Consider the following 17250-nt stretch of genomic DNA (forward strand, 5'->3'; position numbering starts at 1 on the left):
TATTTTGTCAAACTCAAAACTTATTTGGCTTTATTACGTAAATCCTTACGCAAGATTTTTCCAACATTGGATTTTGGCAATTCATCCATAAATTCCACATAACGTGGGCGTTTATAGCCTGTCAGATTATCTTTCGCATAAGCCAGCAGTTCTTCTGTGGTCAGGCTTGGGTCTTTTTTCACCACAAACAGTTTTGGAACTTCTCCCGATTTTTCATCAGGTACACCGATGGCTGCAACTTCCAAAACTTTTGGATGCTTTGCAACAACTTCTTCAATTTCAGCAGGATAAACATTAAAACCCGATACCAAAATCATGTCTTTTTTACGATCAACGATTTTAATAAAACCACGGTCATTCATGACCCCAATATCGCCTGTACGGAAAAAGCCATCTGCAGTCATGGTTTTTTCTGTTTCATCTGGGCGGTTCCAGTAGCCTTTCATGACCTGAGGGCCACGAATCGAGATTTCCCCCTGCTCACCCAACGCCACTTCTTTACCATCGTCATCTAAAATGGCAACTTCAGTTGCAGGCAGTGGAATCCCAATCGAGCCACTAAATTCAGAGGAAGCTGGCGGGTTAAATGTTGCAACTGGTGAAGTTTCTGACAAGCCATAACCTTCATGGATAATAATACCTGTCAGCTCTTTCCATGCTGCGGCAGTCGATGGCAAAACAGCCATGCCTCCGCCAAGTGCCAGCTTCATTTGGCTGTGATCTAGCTGACGGAAACCCTCATTATTGACCAAAGCATTAAATAAGGTATTGACTGCAGGGAAAATCGTTGGCTTGAATTTAGCAAGTTCTTTGGTCAATGCGGTTAAATCACGCGGGTTAGGAATCAGTAAGTTACTGAAACCTTTATACATACCGTACAGTTCACATACCGTAAACGCAAAAATATGATACAGTGGCAAAGCACACACCAAGCGTTCGATTTCCTGCGAGTTTTTACCAAATTTGCTCTGGAACATGGTGTCACATTGCAGCATATTGGCAATCAGGTTGCGATGCGTCAGTTCAGCACCTTTGGATACGCCTGTAGTTCCGCCTGTATATTGTAATACTGCAGTATCACTCATGGTGACAATCGGGCGTTTATATTGGCTCGGGCTGACTTTATGTAATGCAGTATTAAAACGGATATGCCCAGGAATATCCCAGTCAGGAATCTGTTTACGTACTTTACGCAAGACAAAATTAACCAGATTGCCTTTCACAAAACCCAACATGTCGCCAACCGATGCAACTACCACATGCTTGACAGGCGTATGCCCAATGATTTTTTGATACACCGAAGCAAAGTTTTCAATAATCACTAAAACTTCTGCACCTGCATCATTGAGCTGATGTTCAAGTTCACGTGCAGTATAAAGCGGGTTAACATTGACCAGAATCAAACCCGCCCGAAAAATCCCCAAACTGACAATCGGATATTGAAATACGTTTGGCATCATCACTGCAACGCGTGAGCCTTTTGCTAAACCTAAACTTTGCAAATAACAGGCAAATTTCTTACTTTCACGATCAACATCAGCGTAAGAAATGGTTTTATCCATGAAAATAAAAGCATCTCGAGAAGCATATTTTTGAAAATTGCGTTCAAAAATATCAATTAAGGAAGTATTTTCGGATGGCAGCTCGACTATTTCGGGAATACCTGTTTTTTTGTATTCATTAATCCAAATTTTTTCCATAATGCCTTTAATCTCCAATCTATAATCCGATCTGATCGCGTTGTATACTATGTAGCTGGTTGTTGAGTTTCTTATGCCCAACGCGCTTTTGTTTCCACAATAACATATATAACGTATTTCAAAATTGGCTTACTAGATCAATGTCTGAACTATGAGTTTATTTGCTTTTTGATAACCACGTGGTAAAAGTTGTCCTTTTGCTGCACGTTTTCCAAGATATTTTTGTAAGTCATCGCCTTTTAATTTCAATTGTTGTTGCCCTGCAACCACCTGAATCACATCAGATAAATTCAATAATTGCATATCCACAACAATTTCATTGTCCTGAAGTTGTATCAATTTGTTGCCTTTACCTTTGTTTAAAACAGGTAATTCTTGCAAGTCAACAATCAAGACGCGCCCACTAGAGCTTAACAGTGCAACATGACTTTTTTGTTGAATTGGCATTAAAGGTAACACTTGAGCCTGATCAGGTATGCTCAGGAATGCTTTCCCTGCTTTGGCATTGGTATCGAGGGCATTGGCTTGGGTTTTAAAGCCATAACCTGCACTGCTCGCAGCCAGTAATTCTTGTTGATCGTCTTCAATCAGCACTTGAGTAAATGCTACGCCATTCGCAGGTGAAAGTTTCGAGCTTAATGGTTCACCCAAACCACGTGCTGATGGCAAGCTATTGATTGGCAAGGCATAACTTCGCCCTGTCTGATCTATCACATAAACCCGCTGATTACTCTTACCAACAGCATGGCTCAAATACTGATCGCCTGCACGGTAATTGAGGTTTTCAGCATCGACCTCTGCACCTTTTGGAGCACGAATCCAGCCTGCTTCAGATAACACGACCGTTACAGCTTCGGCTGGCATCAAATCCTGTTCTTTAATTTGTACCGCTTCGGCGCGTTGTACAATCGCTGAACGGCGCTCATCGCCAAATTTTTTTGCATCTTCTTTGAGTTCATTAATCACCAGGTTTTTCAATGACTCAGGATTTGCCAATTGCTCACGAATAATTGCTGCCTTGGCTGAAAGTTCATCCTGCTCTTGGCGAATTTGCATTTCTTCAAGTTTAGCCAGTTGACGCAATTTCAGTTCCAGAATCGCTTCGGCCTGTATCTCATCGATCTGCAATTTTTCCATCAATGCCTGTTTCGGCTGATCTTCTTCACGAATAATCTGAATAACCGTGTCGATATCCAAATATGCAATTAACAAACCCGCCAGAATATGCAGGCGTTTTTCAATTTTATTTAAATGATATTGCAAACGACGAGTGACGGTTGCTTTACGAATTTCGATCCATTCCAGCAAGATTTTACGAATCGATTTAACCTGTGGGCGACCATCTGCCCCAATCATGTTTAAGTTAACCCGATAGCTAGACTCTAAATCGGTGGTCGCAAACAAGTGACTCATCACCTGCTCGGCATCAACACGATTCGAGCGCAGTACAATCACCAAGCGAGTTGGGTTTTTGTGATCCGATTCGTCACGAATGTCAGAGACTAAAGGTAATTTCTTTGCCAACATCTGATCTGCGATTTGAGTGACCACTTTTGAGCCAGACACCTGATACGGCAAATCACTGATCACAATTTCATTTTTTTCAACCGTATACACTGCACGCATACGGTAGCTGCCACGCCCAGTCGTCTGAATTTTTAGCAGTTCATCTGGTGGCGTAATAATTTCCGCTTTGGTCGGTAAGTCTGGACCTGGAATATATTCTGCGACTTTTTCATCGCTCAGATTCGGGTTACGAATTAGGGCAATAGTTCCTTTAATGACTTCACGTAGGTTATGTGGCGGAATGTCGGTTGCCATCCCCACAGCAATGCCTGTCGTACCATTCAACAGGATATTTGGCACACGTGCAGGCAAGTTTATCGGTTCTTTTAACGAGCCATCAAAGTTGTCCTGCCAGTCACACGTGCCTTGCCCAAGCTCAGACAGTAACAGCTCACTAAACTGGGATAATTTTGCTTCGGTATAACGCATTGCCGCAAAAGACTTCGGATCATCGGGTGAACCCCAGTTGCCTTGCCCTTCAATAAACGGATAACGATAACTAAATGGTTGCGCCATGAGCACCATGGCTTCATAACATGCCGAGTCACCATGTGGGTGGTATTTACCCAGTACGTCACCGACAGTACGCGCTGACTTTTTCGGTTTGCCACTGTGCTTTAACCCTAGCTCACTCATGGCATAGACGATACGGCGCTGTACAGGTTTTAAACCATCACTAATATGGGGCAATGCACGATCCATAATGACGTACATGGCATAGTTTAAGTAGGCTTGTTCGGTAAACTCTGCTACGGAGCGGTTTTCTGTCGCATGATGCGCAAGATTGGTCATAAAAGAATTGAACCTATCTGAATGCTAAGGGAAAGAAACAATGAATATGGCTATTTAACAAGATCAGGACTCAAACGTAAATTAAAACTCTATGATCTCGCTGCTTTTTTCTACTTTCTTAAATTATTGCATACAATTCACACATTCCTTTGGGTTTTATACCCTGCTTCTTTATAATATATAGGCTATGTAATGTGGTTGATTTATAATATTTATTAGATTACATAAGCTTCATTATAACTCGATTGGAAAAAATAATTTATGAAAATTCATTATATGGGTTGCTCTTTACTCGCACTCGGTGTTTTGGTCAGTGGCTGTGCGCCTGTTGAAAAATCAACAGTTTTACAATCTCCTCAAGTGAATGCTGCCCTGAGCGCAAATAAATACACAGGTACAAAAACCAGTATTTCGATTGGGAAATTTGATAACCGCTCAAGCTATATGCGTGGCATTTTCTCAGACAATGTCGACCGTTTGGGTGGACAAGCTAAAACTATTTTAGAAACTCACTTACAGCAAACAGGCTATTTTACCGTCTTAAACCGTGACAACTTATCCGAACTGAAACAGGAAACAGGGTTTAGTGGCTCAGCTCAGAAAATTCAGGGCGCACGTTATGTAGTTACAGGTGATGTTTCTGAATTTGGGCGCAAAGAAGTGGGCGATGTGCAGTTATTTGGCTTGCTTGGACGTGGCAAAGCACAAGTTGCGTATGCCAAAGTCAATTTAAATATTGTCGATGTACAAACCTCAGCAATTGTACATTCTGTGCAAGGCAGTGGTGAATACTCACTCAGCCAACGCGAAGTTTTAGGCTTTGGCAGTGATGCCTCTTATGACTCAACCTTAAATGGCAAAGTGCTGGATTTGGCCATTCGTGAAGCAGTCAATCATCTGGTCAACGATATTCAAAACAATCAGTGGAATATCCAGAAGTAAGCCAGAGAATAACATCACATGAAAAAAATTTTACCATGGGTAAGTCTTGGACTTGCCATTGGCTTGACAGGTTGTGCTTCGCAACCCAATACGCTTTACCATTGGGGCAATTATCCTCAACAGGTTTATTTAGGATTTAATCAACCTGAGAAAGCCTCTCCAGCCAAGCAAATCAGCGTCTTAGAAGCTGATGTTGAAAAAGCGCGTGCTAAAAATCAAGCCATTCCACCAGGCTTATATGCTCATTTGGGACTACTGTATAGCAATAGTGACACTCAAAAAGCAGCTCAATATTTTGAACTGGAAAAACAAAGCTACCCTGAAGCCAGCGTATTGATGAATCGCTTATTGGCTCAATTGAAAGCCAATTAAGGAACAATATCATGAAAAATATGACGTTATTGCTTCTGGCTTGCTTCGGAATCAGCTTAACAGGCTGTGCAACCCACCAAGCCATCAAACCTCAATACGATGCAACGGTATATAAACAACATATGCCGCATTCGATCTTAGTTTTGCCACCTGTCAATGACAGCCCTGAGCCGCGTGCAACTTACAGTTTTTGGTCAACCACCACCGTGCCTGTTGCAGAAGCAGGTTACTATGTTTTCCCTTTAAGCGTTGTGGATCGGATGTTTAAAGAAAATGGTGTAACCAACGGATACGATGCTCAGTCCATTCCTGCAGCAAAACTCAAAGAGATTTTTGGCGCAGATGCTGCTTTATATATTCACTTAAAAGAATATGGCTCGAAGTATCAAGTCATTCAGACTACAACCACTGTCTCGGCAGATGCCAAACTGGTTGACTTGAACACAGGTACTGTTTTATGGACAGGTTCGAAACGCATCGTTCTGTCCAATAGTGACAATAACAACAACTTGGTTGCGATGCTGGTCATTTCTGTTGTAGATCAGGTGATTAATCAAAAGTCTGATTCGGGTTATAAAGCTGCTGCAATTGTCAGCTCTCAAATGCTTACTCCGACCCAACAGGGCGGTATTGGTCTACTTTATGGACCACGTTCGCCTAAATATCAGCCTTAATGAATGGGCGATCCTAGCGATGATAAATCGTTAGGATCGTTTTCTTACAAACCAATCGACTCAAGCGTTTTGCCTTGGGTTTCCTCTCCAAGAATGAGAATTACCGCAGCAACAGCTAAAAGCACCACCGTAAACATCATAAAGACATGATGAAAAGCTTCTGGTGCAACCATTAAATGCGTAACTACCATGGGTGCCACAATACCACCAATCCGTCCAATCGCTGCCGCCCAACCTGAACCAAAGGCACGGATATTGGCTGGATATTGCTCTGGCGTATAAGTATATAAAACACCCCACGCCCCCAGATTAAAGAAGGACATTAAACAGCCCCACAGCATAATTTCACTGGCGCTGCTGGCTTGACCAAAAAAGTATGCCGACACCGCACAAAATCCGATAAAACCTGCCAATGTCCCTTTACGACCCAGTTTTTCCACCAGCCAAGATGCCGCAACATAGCCTGGAAGCTGTGCCAAAATCATAAACAGCACATATTCAAAAGATTTAACAATATCATAGCCCTGCTTCACCAACAGGCTCGGCAACCAGGTAAAAATTCCATAATAAGAAAATACTATGCCAAACCAGATCAGCCACAGCATGAGGGTTCTACGCACAAATGGTTTCTGCCATAACTGCTGAAAGGATACTTTTTGCTGATGTGCGACAGGCTGCACTTCAATCTCTTGAATAACCTCAACTCCTGCCTGCCGCTCCAGTTTCTGGATCAGCACATGCGCTTCTTCAATACGATTTCGGTTAATTAAATAAGGAACTGACTCAGGCACTTTGCTAAAAATTACCCAAACATAAAATAGGGGTAAACCACCAATTAAAAAGGCAATATGCCAACCAAAATGCGGAATCAGAAAATAAGAGATCAGGGCAGCAACCAACCAGCCTAGCCCCCAAAAACTTTCCAGCAATACAATAAAACGCCCACGTACCTGTGCGGGCACATATTCACTGACCAAAGTCACAGCTACAGGCAACTGCCCACCCAAGCCCAATCCCACAATAAAACGACAGACCAGAAGCACCGTCAAATTTGGAGCAAACGCACATAATCCAGTCGCAATACTATAGATGACCAAGGTACTGGCAAAGGTATTCTTGCGTCCGAAACGATCAGCCAATGCACCTGAAAACACCGCACCAATTGCCATACCGACAAAACCGATACTCACAATCCAGCCACTTTCTACAGGTGTCAAACTCCAGTCATGCACCAGCTTGGTCATAATAAATGCGATGATGCCAGTATCCATCGCATCGAACATCCAACCCAAACCAACCATCCACAACAGATTATAATGAAAGCGACCAATCGGTAAGCGCTGCACGCGGGATACAAGATCCATAAGCTGTTCTCAAATCAATAGGTTATTTAAAAGGCATTGAAAAGTGTTCTACACAATGTCTTATTCATCAATCGATGATGCCGAATGTCCATCATCTTCTTTATAGATAAATTTCGGCATTTCCAGACCAAAATAAATCGCAATCACCCTTAGGGTAAAACCAAACAACAAGGTAATAATGCTGGTGACTTCAAGTGTTAAATCAAGCATGCTGCACAACCAGTAACAGATGACAGCCACAAAGGAAATGCTGGCATAGAGTTCACGGCGAAATACCAGTGGAATATCATTACACAAAATATCGCGCAAAATTCCGCCAGATACACCCGTCAATACGCCTGCCACCGCTGCCACCACAAAACCATGCCCCATTTTGATAGCGACCTGACAACCAATAATGGTAAAAGCAATCAACCCCAAAGCATCGAGCAGCAAAAAGATAGAGCGTAAATGCTTCATCCATTTGGCAATAAAAATTGTGACCAGCGCGGCAAAAGACGTTAGCATCAGATATTCAGGGTGTTTCACCCACCCCAGAGGATAATGCCCCAGCAAAACATCACGTACCGACCCACCGCCAAGTGCAGTGACACAGGCAATCAGAATCACACCGAACCAGTCCATGCTGCGTCGACCCGCAGACAAGGCACCTGTCATAGCTTCAGCGGTAATCGCCACAATATAAATGACCGTTAACAGCATTCCCTGAAACCTTTTTTAGGTAGCTCAAAACAAACATTATTCTAAAGAAAACTCGCACAACAATGTTTAAATTTTTTCCCAGAACCGCACAGGCAGGCTTGCTTCATACTGAATGTTTTTGGCAATGTCGGATCCAGAAAAAACCATTGATCGGCATGATATACAAAATAAGATTTTTCTTGATGAATTTGATTTTCCTGACCATCAAAATAGTAAGCTTTAAATTCCACCATAGCGTGTGATTTATCCAGCTTAGGCACACTGTTTAGAATCTCCAGTTGCTGCCATTGATTATGTCTGCTCCATGCCTCTAGCGCAGCATGGTCTAATTGCTCCTGCTGCCCTAAAGCTGTTGTTTTGACAATATAATCAATCTCATGTTTAGTAAATGCGCTATAACGCGAACGCATGAGCTGTTCAGCACTTTGCGCGCTGGCTATGCCTTGATGTAAAGGTTGACAGCATGTAGCGTATTGCCCATGACCACATGGGCAGGTTTGTTCATTCATAAAAAAGCCCTATTTAAAGGGCTATTTTAGCAAAACCAGACTTAGGATGTTTGTTCAGGTTTTTCTTTGGGTACAATATGGACTTTCTCAATTTTATGCCCATCCATGGTGACAATTTCGAAGCGATAATCATCAACTTCAACCACATCACCACTTTCGGGTAAGCGTCCCAAATGCAACAATAAATATCCTGACAGTGTTGAATATTCTTCACTTTCATCAACCAAGTCACGTCCGAGCAACAAAGAAATATGACGAATGTCGGTTGAACCATCAATCATGAGTGAACCATCTTCCAGACTTTCTGCAACTGTCTGCATTTCATCTTCATCAGGGAACTCCCCTGCAATGGCTTCTAAGATATCAATCGGTGTAACAATCCCTTCGATTGAACCATACTCATTTAACACGATTGCCATTTGTAAGGGTGCCTGACGTAGCTGCTCCATAACCATGAGTACCTGAGCATTTTCATGCACAATCATCGGTTCACGCAGATGTCCCGTAAAGTTCAGCTTACCTGTTTCGATATACTCATTCAGGATTTTATGTGTCAGGGCAATTCCCGCCAGATTATCCAGTTCACCATGTGCAAATATCAAACGTGAATGGGTCATTTGCGTCATATGTTCGCGAATCTGCTCAGGATGATCATCAAGATCAATCCATTCCAGCTCAGGTCGTGGCGTCATAACCGATTTGACAGGGCGTTCTGATAAGCCCAAAACACCTTGCACCATCACACTGTGATATGCGCTATTTGCACCATCAAACATTTCTTCAGCAAAGGCATGCGTTGCCAAAACATCGTTCTCAGATACAGTTTCATTGCTGGTATTGCTTGGTCGACCACCCAGCATGCGCATGACTGCCGAAGCAGTCCGATAACGCAAATCAGTTGTAGTGATTGTACGTGCCTGATTACGACGAGTAACCTGATTAATCGCTTCAATCAAGACCGAGAAGCCAATCGCTGCATACAGGTAACCTTTTGGAATATGGAAATTGAAGCCTTCCACCACCAAAGAGAAACCAATCATCATCAAAAAGCCAAGACATAAAATCACGACCGTTGGATGTTTGTTGACAAAATCCATCAGCGGTTTGGATGCCCAAAGCATAATGCCGACAGCGATGACCACGGCAATCATCATCACAGGCAGATGTTTCACCATCCCGACAGCAGTAATCACACTGTCGAGCGAAAACACAGCATCGAGGACTACAATTTGGGCAATCACCACCCAAAAAGCCGCATGGACTGGGTTTTCATCTTTTAAATGCAGGTTACCTTCAATACGTTCGTGCAGCTCCATGGTGCCTTTAAATAACAGGAATACGCCACCGAACAGTAAAATCAGATTATGCCCAGAAAAAGGATGTCCCAAAATATGAAATAAAGGCTGATCTAAAGTGACAATCCATGCTATGGATGCCAATAAAACCATACGCATACACAATGCCAGCAATAAGCCAACGACACGTGCTTTACCTCGTTGCTCTAATGGCAACTTTTCTGACAAAACGGCAATAAACACCAAGTTATCGATCCCGAGAACCACCTCAAGAATCACCAGTGTTGCCAAGCCTACCCATGCTGAGGGATCAGACATCCATTCGAAAATCATTGATCACACTCCCCGAGGAAAGCTTTAACTGGAAACTGAACTTGCGTCAAAAAGAAAGAATGAACTGAAATGTAGTTCAAAATTTGAGTTGTTGAAAAATCGTGCGAGCGCCTACAACCACTACTCATGTTGATCTATATGTTGTGAATCGAATTTTCAGTATAGGCAAGATTTTTTAGAAATTCACCATTTTTATCCTCTTTTCATGAGAGTTTTTCAAAAAATCGAGCTTTTTCGAGACAGTTCTTTCAAGCTGATTCAAGACCATCATACTGATGATAAGGTTTACAAAATACGCTAGGAATACAATCACTTTCGCATCAAATTGTCATATTTCTTGCTTAATCTAAAACAAGAAAACATGATAAGGTGAGAATAAAAGATGAATAGTGTTGTAAATATGAATAAAGATCACAAAGTAAAAACGATGCAAGCACTGATTGCATTATATTGTGGCTCCCGTGTAGGTAATAAAGCAGTTTATTTAGAAAGTGCAATTCAATTGGCGCAAGGTTTAGCCGAACATGGATTTGGAATTGTTTATGGTGGTGCAAGTATTGGTTTGATGGGTCAGGTCGCAGATACTGTACTTGAACATGGTGGCGAAGTTGTGGGAGTCATTCCTGAATTTATGCTGGACTATGAAATCGCCAATGAACGCCTCACAGAGTTGCATATTGTAAAAAGTATGCATGAACGTAAAGCTATGATGGCTGAACGCGCCAGTGCCTTTATTGCCCTGCCAGGCGGCTTAGGTACATTTGAAGAAATTCTGGAAATTGCCACTTGGGGACAGTTGGATCAGCATCAAAAACCCATGATCCTTTATAACGTCAACGGTTTTTATAACGCGTTAATTGCCCAACTTGACCATGCAGTTGCAGAAGGTTTTCTTCCACCACAACACCGTGCCAAACTGATTATTTGCCAGAATATTTCTGAAATTTACACTGCCATTAATAATCTCAAAACACCTGCAAGTTTTGTGATTTAAAATCATGCTTAATCAAGCCACCTTTAATGAGTGGCTTTTTTGTATAAAAAACATCCTTACTTTATAATCAGTAAAAATTAACTACATAAGAGTAGAATAATGCAAAAAATTAAAAATATAAAAGAAATTCAAAACTTTGGGATTTTTAAAAATTTTAATTGGGATTCAAATCTAAGTTATCAACATAAAAACAACACTGAAATTTACAACTTTAAAGATATCAATATCTTTTACGGACGTAACTATTCAGGAAAAACTAGCCTTTCGAAAATCATTCGATCTTTAGAGAAACAGGCTTTACCTGAAAAATATGAAAATCCCGATTTTAAAATTGAGTTAAATGATGAAAGTCTAATTACCCAATCTACTCTCTCTAACTTCGGACATCCAATTCATGTTTATAATTCTGATTTTTTGAAAGAAAATCTAAAATTTCTTCATAATGAAAATGAAAATATTGAATCTTTTTCAGTAGCTTTAGGTGATGAGAATCAGCCAATTTTAGATCGTATTCAAGAATTAAAGCATGAACTTGGAACAAATGAAGAAAATACTAAAACTGGTACTTTTCTAGATATTCAAAATAAGGCAAATGAGCTAAAAAACGCTACAATAGAACATGGAACTAAAAAGCGTGAACTCGACAAACTACTAACTGATAAGGCAACAAAAAATTCTGACTCTATAAAGAACCAATACTCTATATTTGGTGAGATTAATTACACTATCACTAAGCTCAATCAGGATATAGCCTCAGTTCAAGATAGTACCTTTAACGCATTAACTGATGATCAAATAGTAGAAAACAGAACCATAATAACTCAAAAAGAATTAGATAATCCCCCCGAAGTTTCAACCTATACTTTAAATTTTACTTCACTTATTCAATCTACAACTGAAATCTTAAAAACAATAGTTGGTGGCTCTAAAAAGATTGGAGAATTAGTGAATAATAATGCTTTAAATATATGGGTACAAACGGGTCATCAACTACATAGTGATCGAACTACTTGTGCATTTTGTAATAATGAAATATCAGAGAACAGACGAGAAGAATTAAGAAATCATTTTGACCTAGAAACTCAAAATCTTCGAAATCGTATTTCAAAGGGCATTGAACATTTAACTGGTTTATTAAATGGTGAAAATTTTAAAATCAGCTTTGATGTTAATCATTATTATCAACAATATCACACCAATCTTTTTCAACTTAATATAGATCTACAAGCAGCCCTAGATAAGCAAAAATCATCCATTGAACAACTTAAGATTTTATTAGAACAAAAAAATGGAAAGCTATTTACTGAGCTAGAAGTGGAATATCCTGATGATCATTCAGACGAAATTAAAGCTGTCCTCAATAAAATTTCTCAAATTAGACTGGATTGTATTCAACTTAACAGCGAACTAACTACCAAACAAAAAGAGGCTAAGAATGAACTACGCCTCAATCATGTTTATCAATTTATACAAAACATTAATTACACCAAATTAAAAGCAGATATAGACACAGCTTTTCAAGCAATTGAGCCTTTAGAGCATCAGCTCGAAGCACTAAATACTAGAAAGAGTTTGATTGAAAGCCAAATTAAAGAAGAAGAAGCTAAATTAAAATCTGAGGACGAAGCTTGTAAACGCATTAATGCAATTTTACAGCATGATTTTGGACATCAATGTCTAAGCCTTGAAGCGATAGAAACAGATTCCATAAATGGAAAATCATTTAAATTTGAAATTCAAAGAAATCAAAATGGAAACAAAATAAAAGCTCATAACTTAAGTGAAGGTGAACAAAGCTTGATTGCCTTCTGCTATTTCTTAGCAAAAATTCAAGATGATTTGGATCAAAATAAAGAACCTATTCTTTGGATTGATGATCCGATTTCTAGTCTTGATAACAATCATATTTTCTTTATTTTTTCACTAATTGAGGACAAAATAGTATCTAATCAGAAATTTGGTCAACTATTTATATCAACACATAATTTAGAGTTTTTAAAATACCTAAAACGACTCAATGGTAGAAAATGGGGAGATATACAATTTTTTATAATTAAAAGAAATTTTAACTCGTCCTCTATCTTCCAAATGCCAAACTATATGAAAAACTATTTTTCAGAACTTAACTTTCTATTTCAACAACTATATCTTTGTGCAAATGAAGAAAATATTAGCGACCAAAACTACAATCTCTTTTACAACTTTCCCAATAATGCGAGAAAATTTTTGGAGTTATATTCTAACTTTCATTATCCTGATGGATTTTCCAACACTGATACCGAAAAGCTCAAATCCCTTTGGGGTGAACATCTAGCATTTACACTTACAGATAGGATTAATAATGAATACTCCCACTTATCTGGAATATTTGAAAGATCATTTACCCCATTAGAACAACCTGAAATGTATAAAGCCTCTTTTGCTATTCTCAAAAAAATTGTTGAATTAAACCCAAAGCAATACGAAGGATTCTTAAAAAGCATTGGGATCAACTCCACTACTCTAGACCCACTCTATATAAAACTGACTACATAAAAAAGGACGCTTACGCGTCCTTTCTCCTAGCAACTATGTGGAAAATTATTCCCATTCAATAGTTGCAGGTGGTTTAGATGACACGTCATACACAACACGTGATACATCTTTAATTTCATTCATAATACGCGTTGAGATTTTATCAACCAACTCATACGGCAAGTGAGCAAAACGCGCTGTCATGAAATCAACTGTTTCAACAGCACGAAGTGCAATCACCCATGCATAACGACGACCATCACCAACCACACCAACAGATTTTACAGGTTGGAACACGGCAAATGCTTGAGCAGTTTTGTCGTACCAGCCACTGTCGCGAAGTTCTTGCATGAAAATATCATCGGCAAGGCGAAGAATATCAGCATATTCTTTCTTCACTTCACCTAAAATACGCACACCCAAACCTGGACCTGGGAATGGATGACGGTAAATCATGCTATGTGGCAAGCCTAAAGTTGTACCCAGTTTACGCACTTCGTCTTTAAACAAGTCACGTAATGGCTCAACCAAGTCAAAAGCTAAATCTTCTGGTAAGCCGCCCACGTTGTGGTGTGATTTAATCACATGTGCTTTGCCTTGTTTGCTTGCAGCAGATTCAATCACGTCTGGGTAAATTGTACCTTGTGCCAAGAATTTCACACCATCGAGTCTACGTGCTTCTTCGGCAAAAACTTCAATGAACTCGCGACCAATGATTTTACGTTTTTTCTCAGGATCAACTTCACCCGCCAAAGCCGTCAAGAAGCGCTCTTCTGCATCGGCACGGATGACACGAATTCCCATGTTGTCTGCAAACATTTGCATGACTTGTTCACCTTCGTTTAAACGAAGCAAGCCATTGTCTACAAATACGCAAGTTAACTGATCACCAATGGCTTTATGTAAAAGTGCAGCCACAACAGATGAATCCACACCACCTGACAAACCAAGAAGAACCTTTTCATCACCGATTTGTGCGCGAAGCTGTTCTACACGCAAGTCAATGATATGTTCTGGTGTCCAAAGACCACGGCAACCACAGATTTTATGCACAAAGTTAGCGAGAAGTTCTGCACCTTTTGCAGTATGTGTGACTTCTGGGTGGAACTGTACACCGTAGAAGCGACGGTTTTCATCGCTCACCGCAGCAAATGGACAGCTTGGTGTGCTTGCAGTTACCACAAAACCTTCTGGAATCTGGCTGACTTTATCGCCATGACTCATCCAAACATGAAGTTGGTTTTCTTTGTCTTGTAATTTACCAATCAGTTGGTCACGTACCAAAATATCGACTTCGGCATAACCAAATTCATGCACAGTACCTGGTTCAACTTTACCACCAAGCTGCTCAGACATGGTTTGTAAACCATAGCAGATACCAAGAACAGGTACGCCAAGTTCGAACACAACTTGCGGTGCACGTGGACTACCTTCTTCATGCACACTTTCAGGACCACCTGACAAGATAATGCCGTTTGGTTTAAATGCACGAATGTCTTCCTCAGACATATCAAACGCATACATTTCAGAATATACGCCTGCTTCACGTACACGACGTGCAATCAATTGGCTATATTGCGAACCGAAATCCAGAATCAGGATACGATCTTCAGTAATTTGGGTATTGGTAGTCATGAGAAACAACTATAGATAGCTAAAGAAGATAGGCGCGTTATTCTAGCAGTTTTTCTGTATGAAGCACATTGTCTAATATGTTTATTCATTAAGCATAAAAAAAAGCCCCTGACGGAGCTTTTTTTATCGATTCAAAGATTAGTGATCAGATGCACCTGATGCGCCAATCCCTGTCATTGAGCGAACATACTGAGCATCGAATGCTTTACGTTCTTTTTGTGCACGCGCTGAGTTATCAGTAATTGAGAAGAACCAGCAGCAGATGAACGATAATGGCATTGCAATGATTGCTGGACCATTCAATGGGTTAACTGGAGACTCAGAGATTTTAAGCGTATCTACCCAAACTGCTTTAGACAATACAATCATAATCACTGCTGTTGCTAAGCCAACAACGCCACCAATTACCGCACCACGAGTGGTTAAACCTCTCCAGAACATTGACAATACAAGCACTGGGAAGTTTGCACAAGAAGCAACAGAGAATGCTAAACCTACCATGAATGCAACGTTTTGTTTTTCAAACAGGACACCTAAGATCATCGCAAAGATTGCAAGACCAAGTGTTGCAATTTTTGACATACGAAGTTCAGATTCAGGTGTTGTTTGACCTTTTTTGAACACGTTTGCATACAAGTCATGAGAAATTGCAGATGCACCTGACAAGGTCAAGCCTGCAACAACCGCAAGAATCGTTGCGAATGCTACTGCTGAAATAAAGCCCATGAACATATCGCCACCTACAGCATCACTAAGATGCACAGCTGCCATGTTGTTACCGCCAATCAATTCCAGTTTGCCAGTCATTGCCATTTTTGCAGCATCAAGGAATTGAGGGTTGTTCGATACGAATAAGATCGCACCAAAACCGATAATGAAGGTTAATAGGTAGAAGTAACCAATAAAACCTGTTGCAACAACCACTGACTTACGTGCTTCTTTCGCGTCTTTTACTGTGAAGAAACGCATCAAGATATGTGGCAGACCTGCTGTACCAAACATCAATGCCAAGCCAAGAGACAGTGCATCAATCGGGTTTGCTGCAAGTTTACCAGGCCCCATGATTTTAGATGCATCGCTGAAGCTGATATGACGGACTTCACCAAATACTTGGATAGATTTAGTGAACATTTCGCTGAAACTGAAACCGACAGAGTTCATTACCATGAACGCCATGAAGGTTGCACCGCTCAGTAACATGACCGCTTTAATAATCTGTACCCAAGTTGTTGCCAACATGCCGCCGAAGATTACATAAGCCATCATCAGTAAACCAACGACAACAACTGCAATGTTATAGTTCAAACCGAATAGAAGTTTGATCAACTGACCTGCACCTACCATTTGTGCAATCAAATAGAACGCAACAACAACCAACGAACTAAATGCAGCAAGTGTACGTACTGGTTTTTCTTCCAAGCGGAAAGATACAACGTCAGACAGGTTATATTTACCCAAGTTACGTAAACGTTCAGCAATCAAGAACAATACAACTGGCCAGCCCACCATAAAACCAAGTGAGTACAGCAAACCGTCAAAACCTGAACTAAACACCAGTGCCGAAATACCGAGGAACGATGCAGCCGACATGTAGTCACCCGCAATGGCCAAGCCATTTTGGAAACCACTGATACCACCACCTGCGGTATAGAAGTCTTTGGTACTTGTAGTTTGTTTAGCCGCCCATTTGGTAATGAACAAAGTTAAACCAACAAAAATCACGAACATGATAATCGCGTGCCAGTTGGTTGCCTGTTGTTCAGTTGCACCAAGATCTGGGCTTGCCATCGCAACAGTTGAACAAAGTGCTGTTGATGCAAGCAGAGCTTTAGTTTTTAGAGAAGTCCAATTCATCCGC

13 protein-coding genes are annotated in these 17250 nt (G+C 40.6%); 5 read left to right on the forward strand and 8 right to left on the reverse strand.

Annotated features, from left to right (window positions below):
* Positions 1-20 precede the first annotated feature (20 nt).
* Complete coding sequence (locus F975_RS02630; RefSeq protein WP_004749955.1) at positions 21-1700, reverse strand: long-chain-fatty-acid--CoA ligase; 1680 nt, start codon at positions 1698-1700, stop codon at positions 21-23.
* Positions 1701-1832: 132 nt separating this feature from the next.
* Positions 1833-4058 (reverse strand): DNA topoisomerase IV subunit A, encoded by a 2226-nt coding sequence (gene parC, locus F975_RS02635; RefSeq protein WP_004749956.1) that lies wholly within the window; start codon positions 4056-4058, stop codon positions 1833-1835.
* A 276-nt stretch (positions 4059-4334) separates the two neighbouring features.
* On the opposite strand from parC, the gene F975_RS02640 reads away from it, so the two are divergent.
* Genes F975_RS02640 through F975_RS02650 form a run of 3 tightly spaced genes read left to right on the forward strand, consistent with a single transcriptional unit; the run spans position 4335 to position 6046 of the window.
* Positions 4335-5000: a CsgG/HfaB family protein gene (locus F975_RS02640; protein WP_416201877.1), complete on the forward strand. Its 666-nt coding sequence runs from the start codon at positions 4335-4337 to the stop codon at positions 4998-5000.
* 18 nt (positions 5001-5018) lie between these two features.
* Positions 5019-5372, forward strand: a complete 354-nt coding sequence (locus F975_RS02645; RefSeq protein ID WP_004749959.1) for a DUF4810 domain-containing protein — start codon at positions 5019-5021, stop codon at positions 5370-5372.
* A gap of 8 nt (positions 5373-5380) precedes the next feature.
* The gene (locus F975_RS02650) at positions 5381-6046 is read left to right on the forward strand and encodes a DUF799 domain-containing protein (protein WP_416201878.1); all 666 of its coding nucleotides are present in this window, start codon (positions 5381-5383) and stop codon (positions 6044-6046) included.
* Between the two features lie 44 nt (positions 6047-6090).
* Here F975_RS02650 and niaP read toward each other — a convergent pair whose 3' ends face one another.
* The 4 genes from niaP to F975_RS02670 are packed head-to-tail and all read right to left on the reverse strand — an operon-like array spanning position 6091 to position 10249.
* Positions 6091-7410 (reverse strand): niacin transporter NiaP, encoded by a 1320-nt coding sequence (gene niaP / locus F975_RS02655; protein WP_004749961.1) that lies wholly within the window; start codon positions 7408-7410, stop codon positions 6091-6093.
* Positions 7411-7470: 60 nt separating this feature from the next.
* Positions 7471-8112 (reverse strand): trimeric intracellular cation channel family protein, encoded by a 642-nt coding sequence (locus F975_RS02660; protein WP_004749962.1) that lies wholly within the window; start codon positions 8110-8112, stop codon positions 7471-7473.
* Positions 8113-8153: 41 nt separating this feature from the next.
* Entirely contained in the window at positions 8154-8621 is a 468-nt protein-coding gene (locus F975_RS02665) for a YchJ family protein (protein ID WP_004749963.1), read from the reverse strand.
* A 41-nt stretch (positions 8622-8662) separates the two neighbouring features.
* The gene (locus F975_RS02670; protein WP_004749965.1) at positions 8663-10249 is read right to left on the reverse strand and encodes a TerC family protein; all 1587 of its coding nucleotides are present in this window, start codon (positions 10247-10249) and stop codon (positions 8663-8665) included.
* Between the two features lie 382 nt (positions 10250-10631).
* Between F975_RS02670 and F975_RS02675 the strand changes: the two genes are divergently transcribed.
* Both F975_RS02675 and F975_RS02680 read left to right on the forward strand, forming a co-directional pair.
* Positions 10632-11243, forward strand: a complete 612-nt coding sequence (locus tag F975_RS02675; RefSeq protein ID WP_004749966.1) for an LOG family protein — start codon at positions 10632-10634, stop codon at positions 11241-11243.
* Between the two features lie 99 nt (positions 11244-11342).
* Complete coding sequence (locus tag F975_RS02680) at positions 11343-13778, forward strand: AAA family ATPase (protein ID WP_004749967.1); 2436 nt, start codon at positions 11343-11345, stop codon at positions 13776-13778.
* 45 nt (positions 13779-13823) lie between these two features.
* Here F975_RS02680 and guaA read toward each other — a convergent pair whose 3' ends face one another.
* Both guaA and F975_RS02690 read right to left on the reverse strand, forming a co-directional pair.
* Positions 13824-15392, reverse strand: coding sequence for a glutamine-hydrolyzing GMP synthase (gene guaA / locus F975_RS02685; protein WP_004749968.1), 1569 nt, complete (start codon positions 15390-15392; stop codon positions 13824-13826).
* A 138-nt stretch (positions 15393-15530) separates the two neighbouring features.
* Positions 15531-17246, reverse strand: a complete 1716-nt coding sequence (locus tag F975_RS02690; RefSeq protein ID WP_004749969.1) for a cation acetate symporter — start codon at positions 17244-17246, stop codon at positions 15531-15533.
* Between the last annotated feature and the right edge of the window lie 4 nt (positions 17247-17250).

This window comes from Acinetobacter brisouisimilis, assembly GCF_000368265.1.
In the GTDB taxonomy this organism is placed as follows: domain Bacteria; phylum Pseudomonadota; class Gammaproteobacteria; order Pseudomonadales; family Moraxellaceae; genus Acinetobacter.

Bases quoted from the DNA above. Each gene is read 5' to 3' on its own strand.
- F975_RS02670 (WP_004749965.1), bottom strand. From the start codon at position 10,249: ATGATTTTCGAATGGATGTCTGATCCCTCAGCATGGGTAGGCTTGGCA.
- F975_RS02645 (WP_004749959.1), top strand. From the start codon at position 5,019: ATGAAAAAAATTTTACCATGGGTAAGTCTTGGACTTGCCATTGGCTTG.
- F975_RS02665 (WP_004749963.1), bottom strand. From the start codon at position 8,621: ATGAATGAACAAACCTGCCCATGTGGTCATGGGCAATACGCTACATGC.
- F975_RS02660 (WP_004749962.1), bottom strand. From the start codon at position 8,112: ATGCTGTTAACGGTCATTTATATTGTGGCGATTACCGCTGAAGCTATG.
- F975_RS02680 (WP_004749967.1), top strand. From the start codon at position 11,343: ATGCAAAAAATTAAAAATATAAAAGAAATTCAAAACTTTGGGATTTTT.
- F975_RS02630 (WP_004749955.1), bottom strand. From the start codon at position 1,700: ATGGAAAAAATTTGGATTAATGAATACAAAAAAACAGGTATTCCCGAA.
- guaA (WP_004749968.1), bottom strand. From the start codon at position 15,392: ATGACTACCAATACCCAAATTACTGAAGATCGTATCCTGATTCTGGAT.
- F975_RS02640 (WP_416201877.1), top strand. From the start codon at position 4,335: ATGGGTTGCTCTTTACTCGCACTCGGTGTTTTGGTCAGTGGCTGTGCG.
- niaP (WP_004749961.1), bottom strand. From the start codon at position 7,410: ATGGATCTTGTATCCCGCGTGCAGCGCTTACCGATTGGTCGCTTTCAT.
- parC (WP_004749956.1), bottom strand. From the start codon at position 4,058: ATGACCAATCTTGCGCATCATGCGACAGAAAACCGCTCCGTAGCAGAG.
- F975_RS02690 (WP_004749969.1), bottom strand. From the start codon at position 17,246: ATGAATTGGACTTCTCTAAAAACTAAAGCTCTGCTTGCATCAACAGCA.
- F975_RS02675 (WP_004749966.1), top strand. From the start codon at position 10,632: ATGAATAGTGTTGTAAATATGAATAAAGATCACAAAGTAAAAACGATG.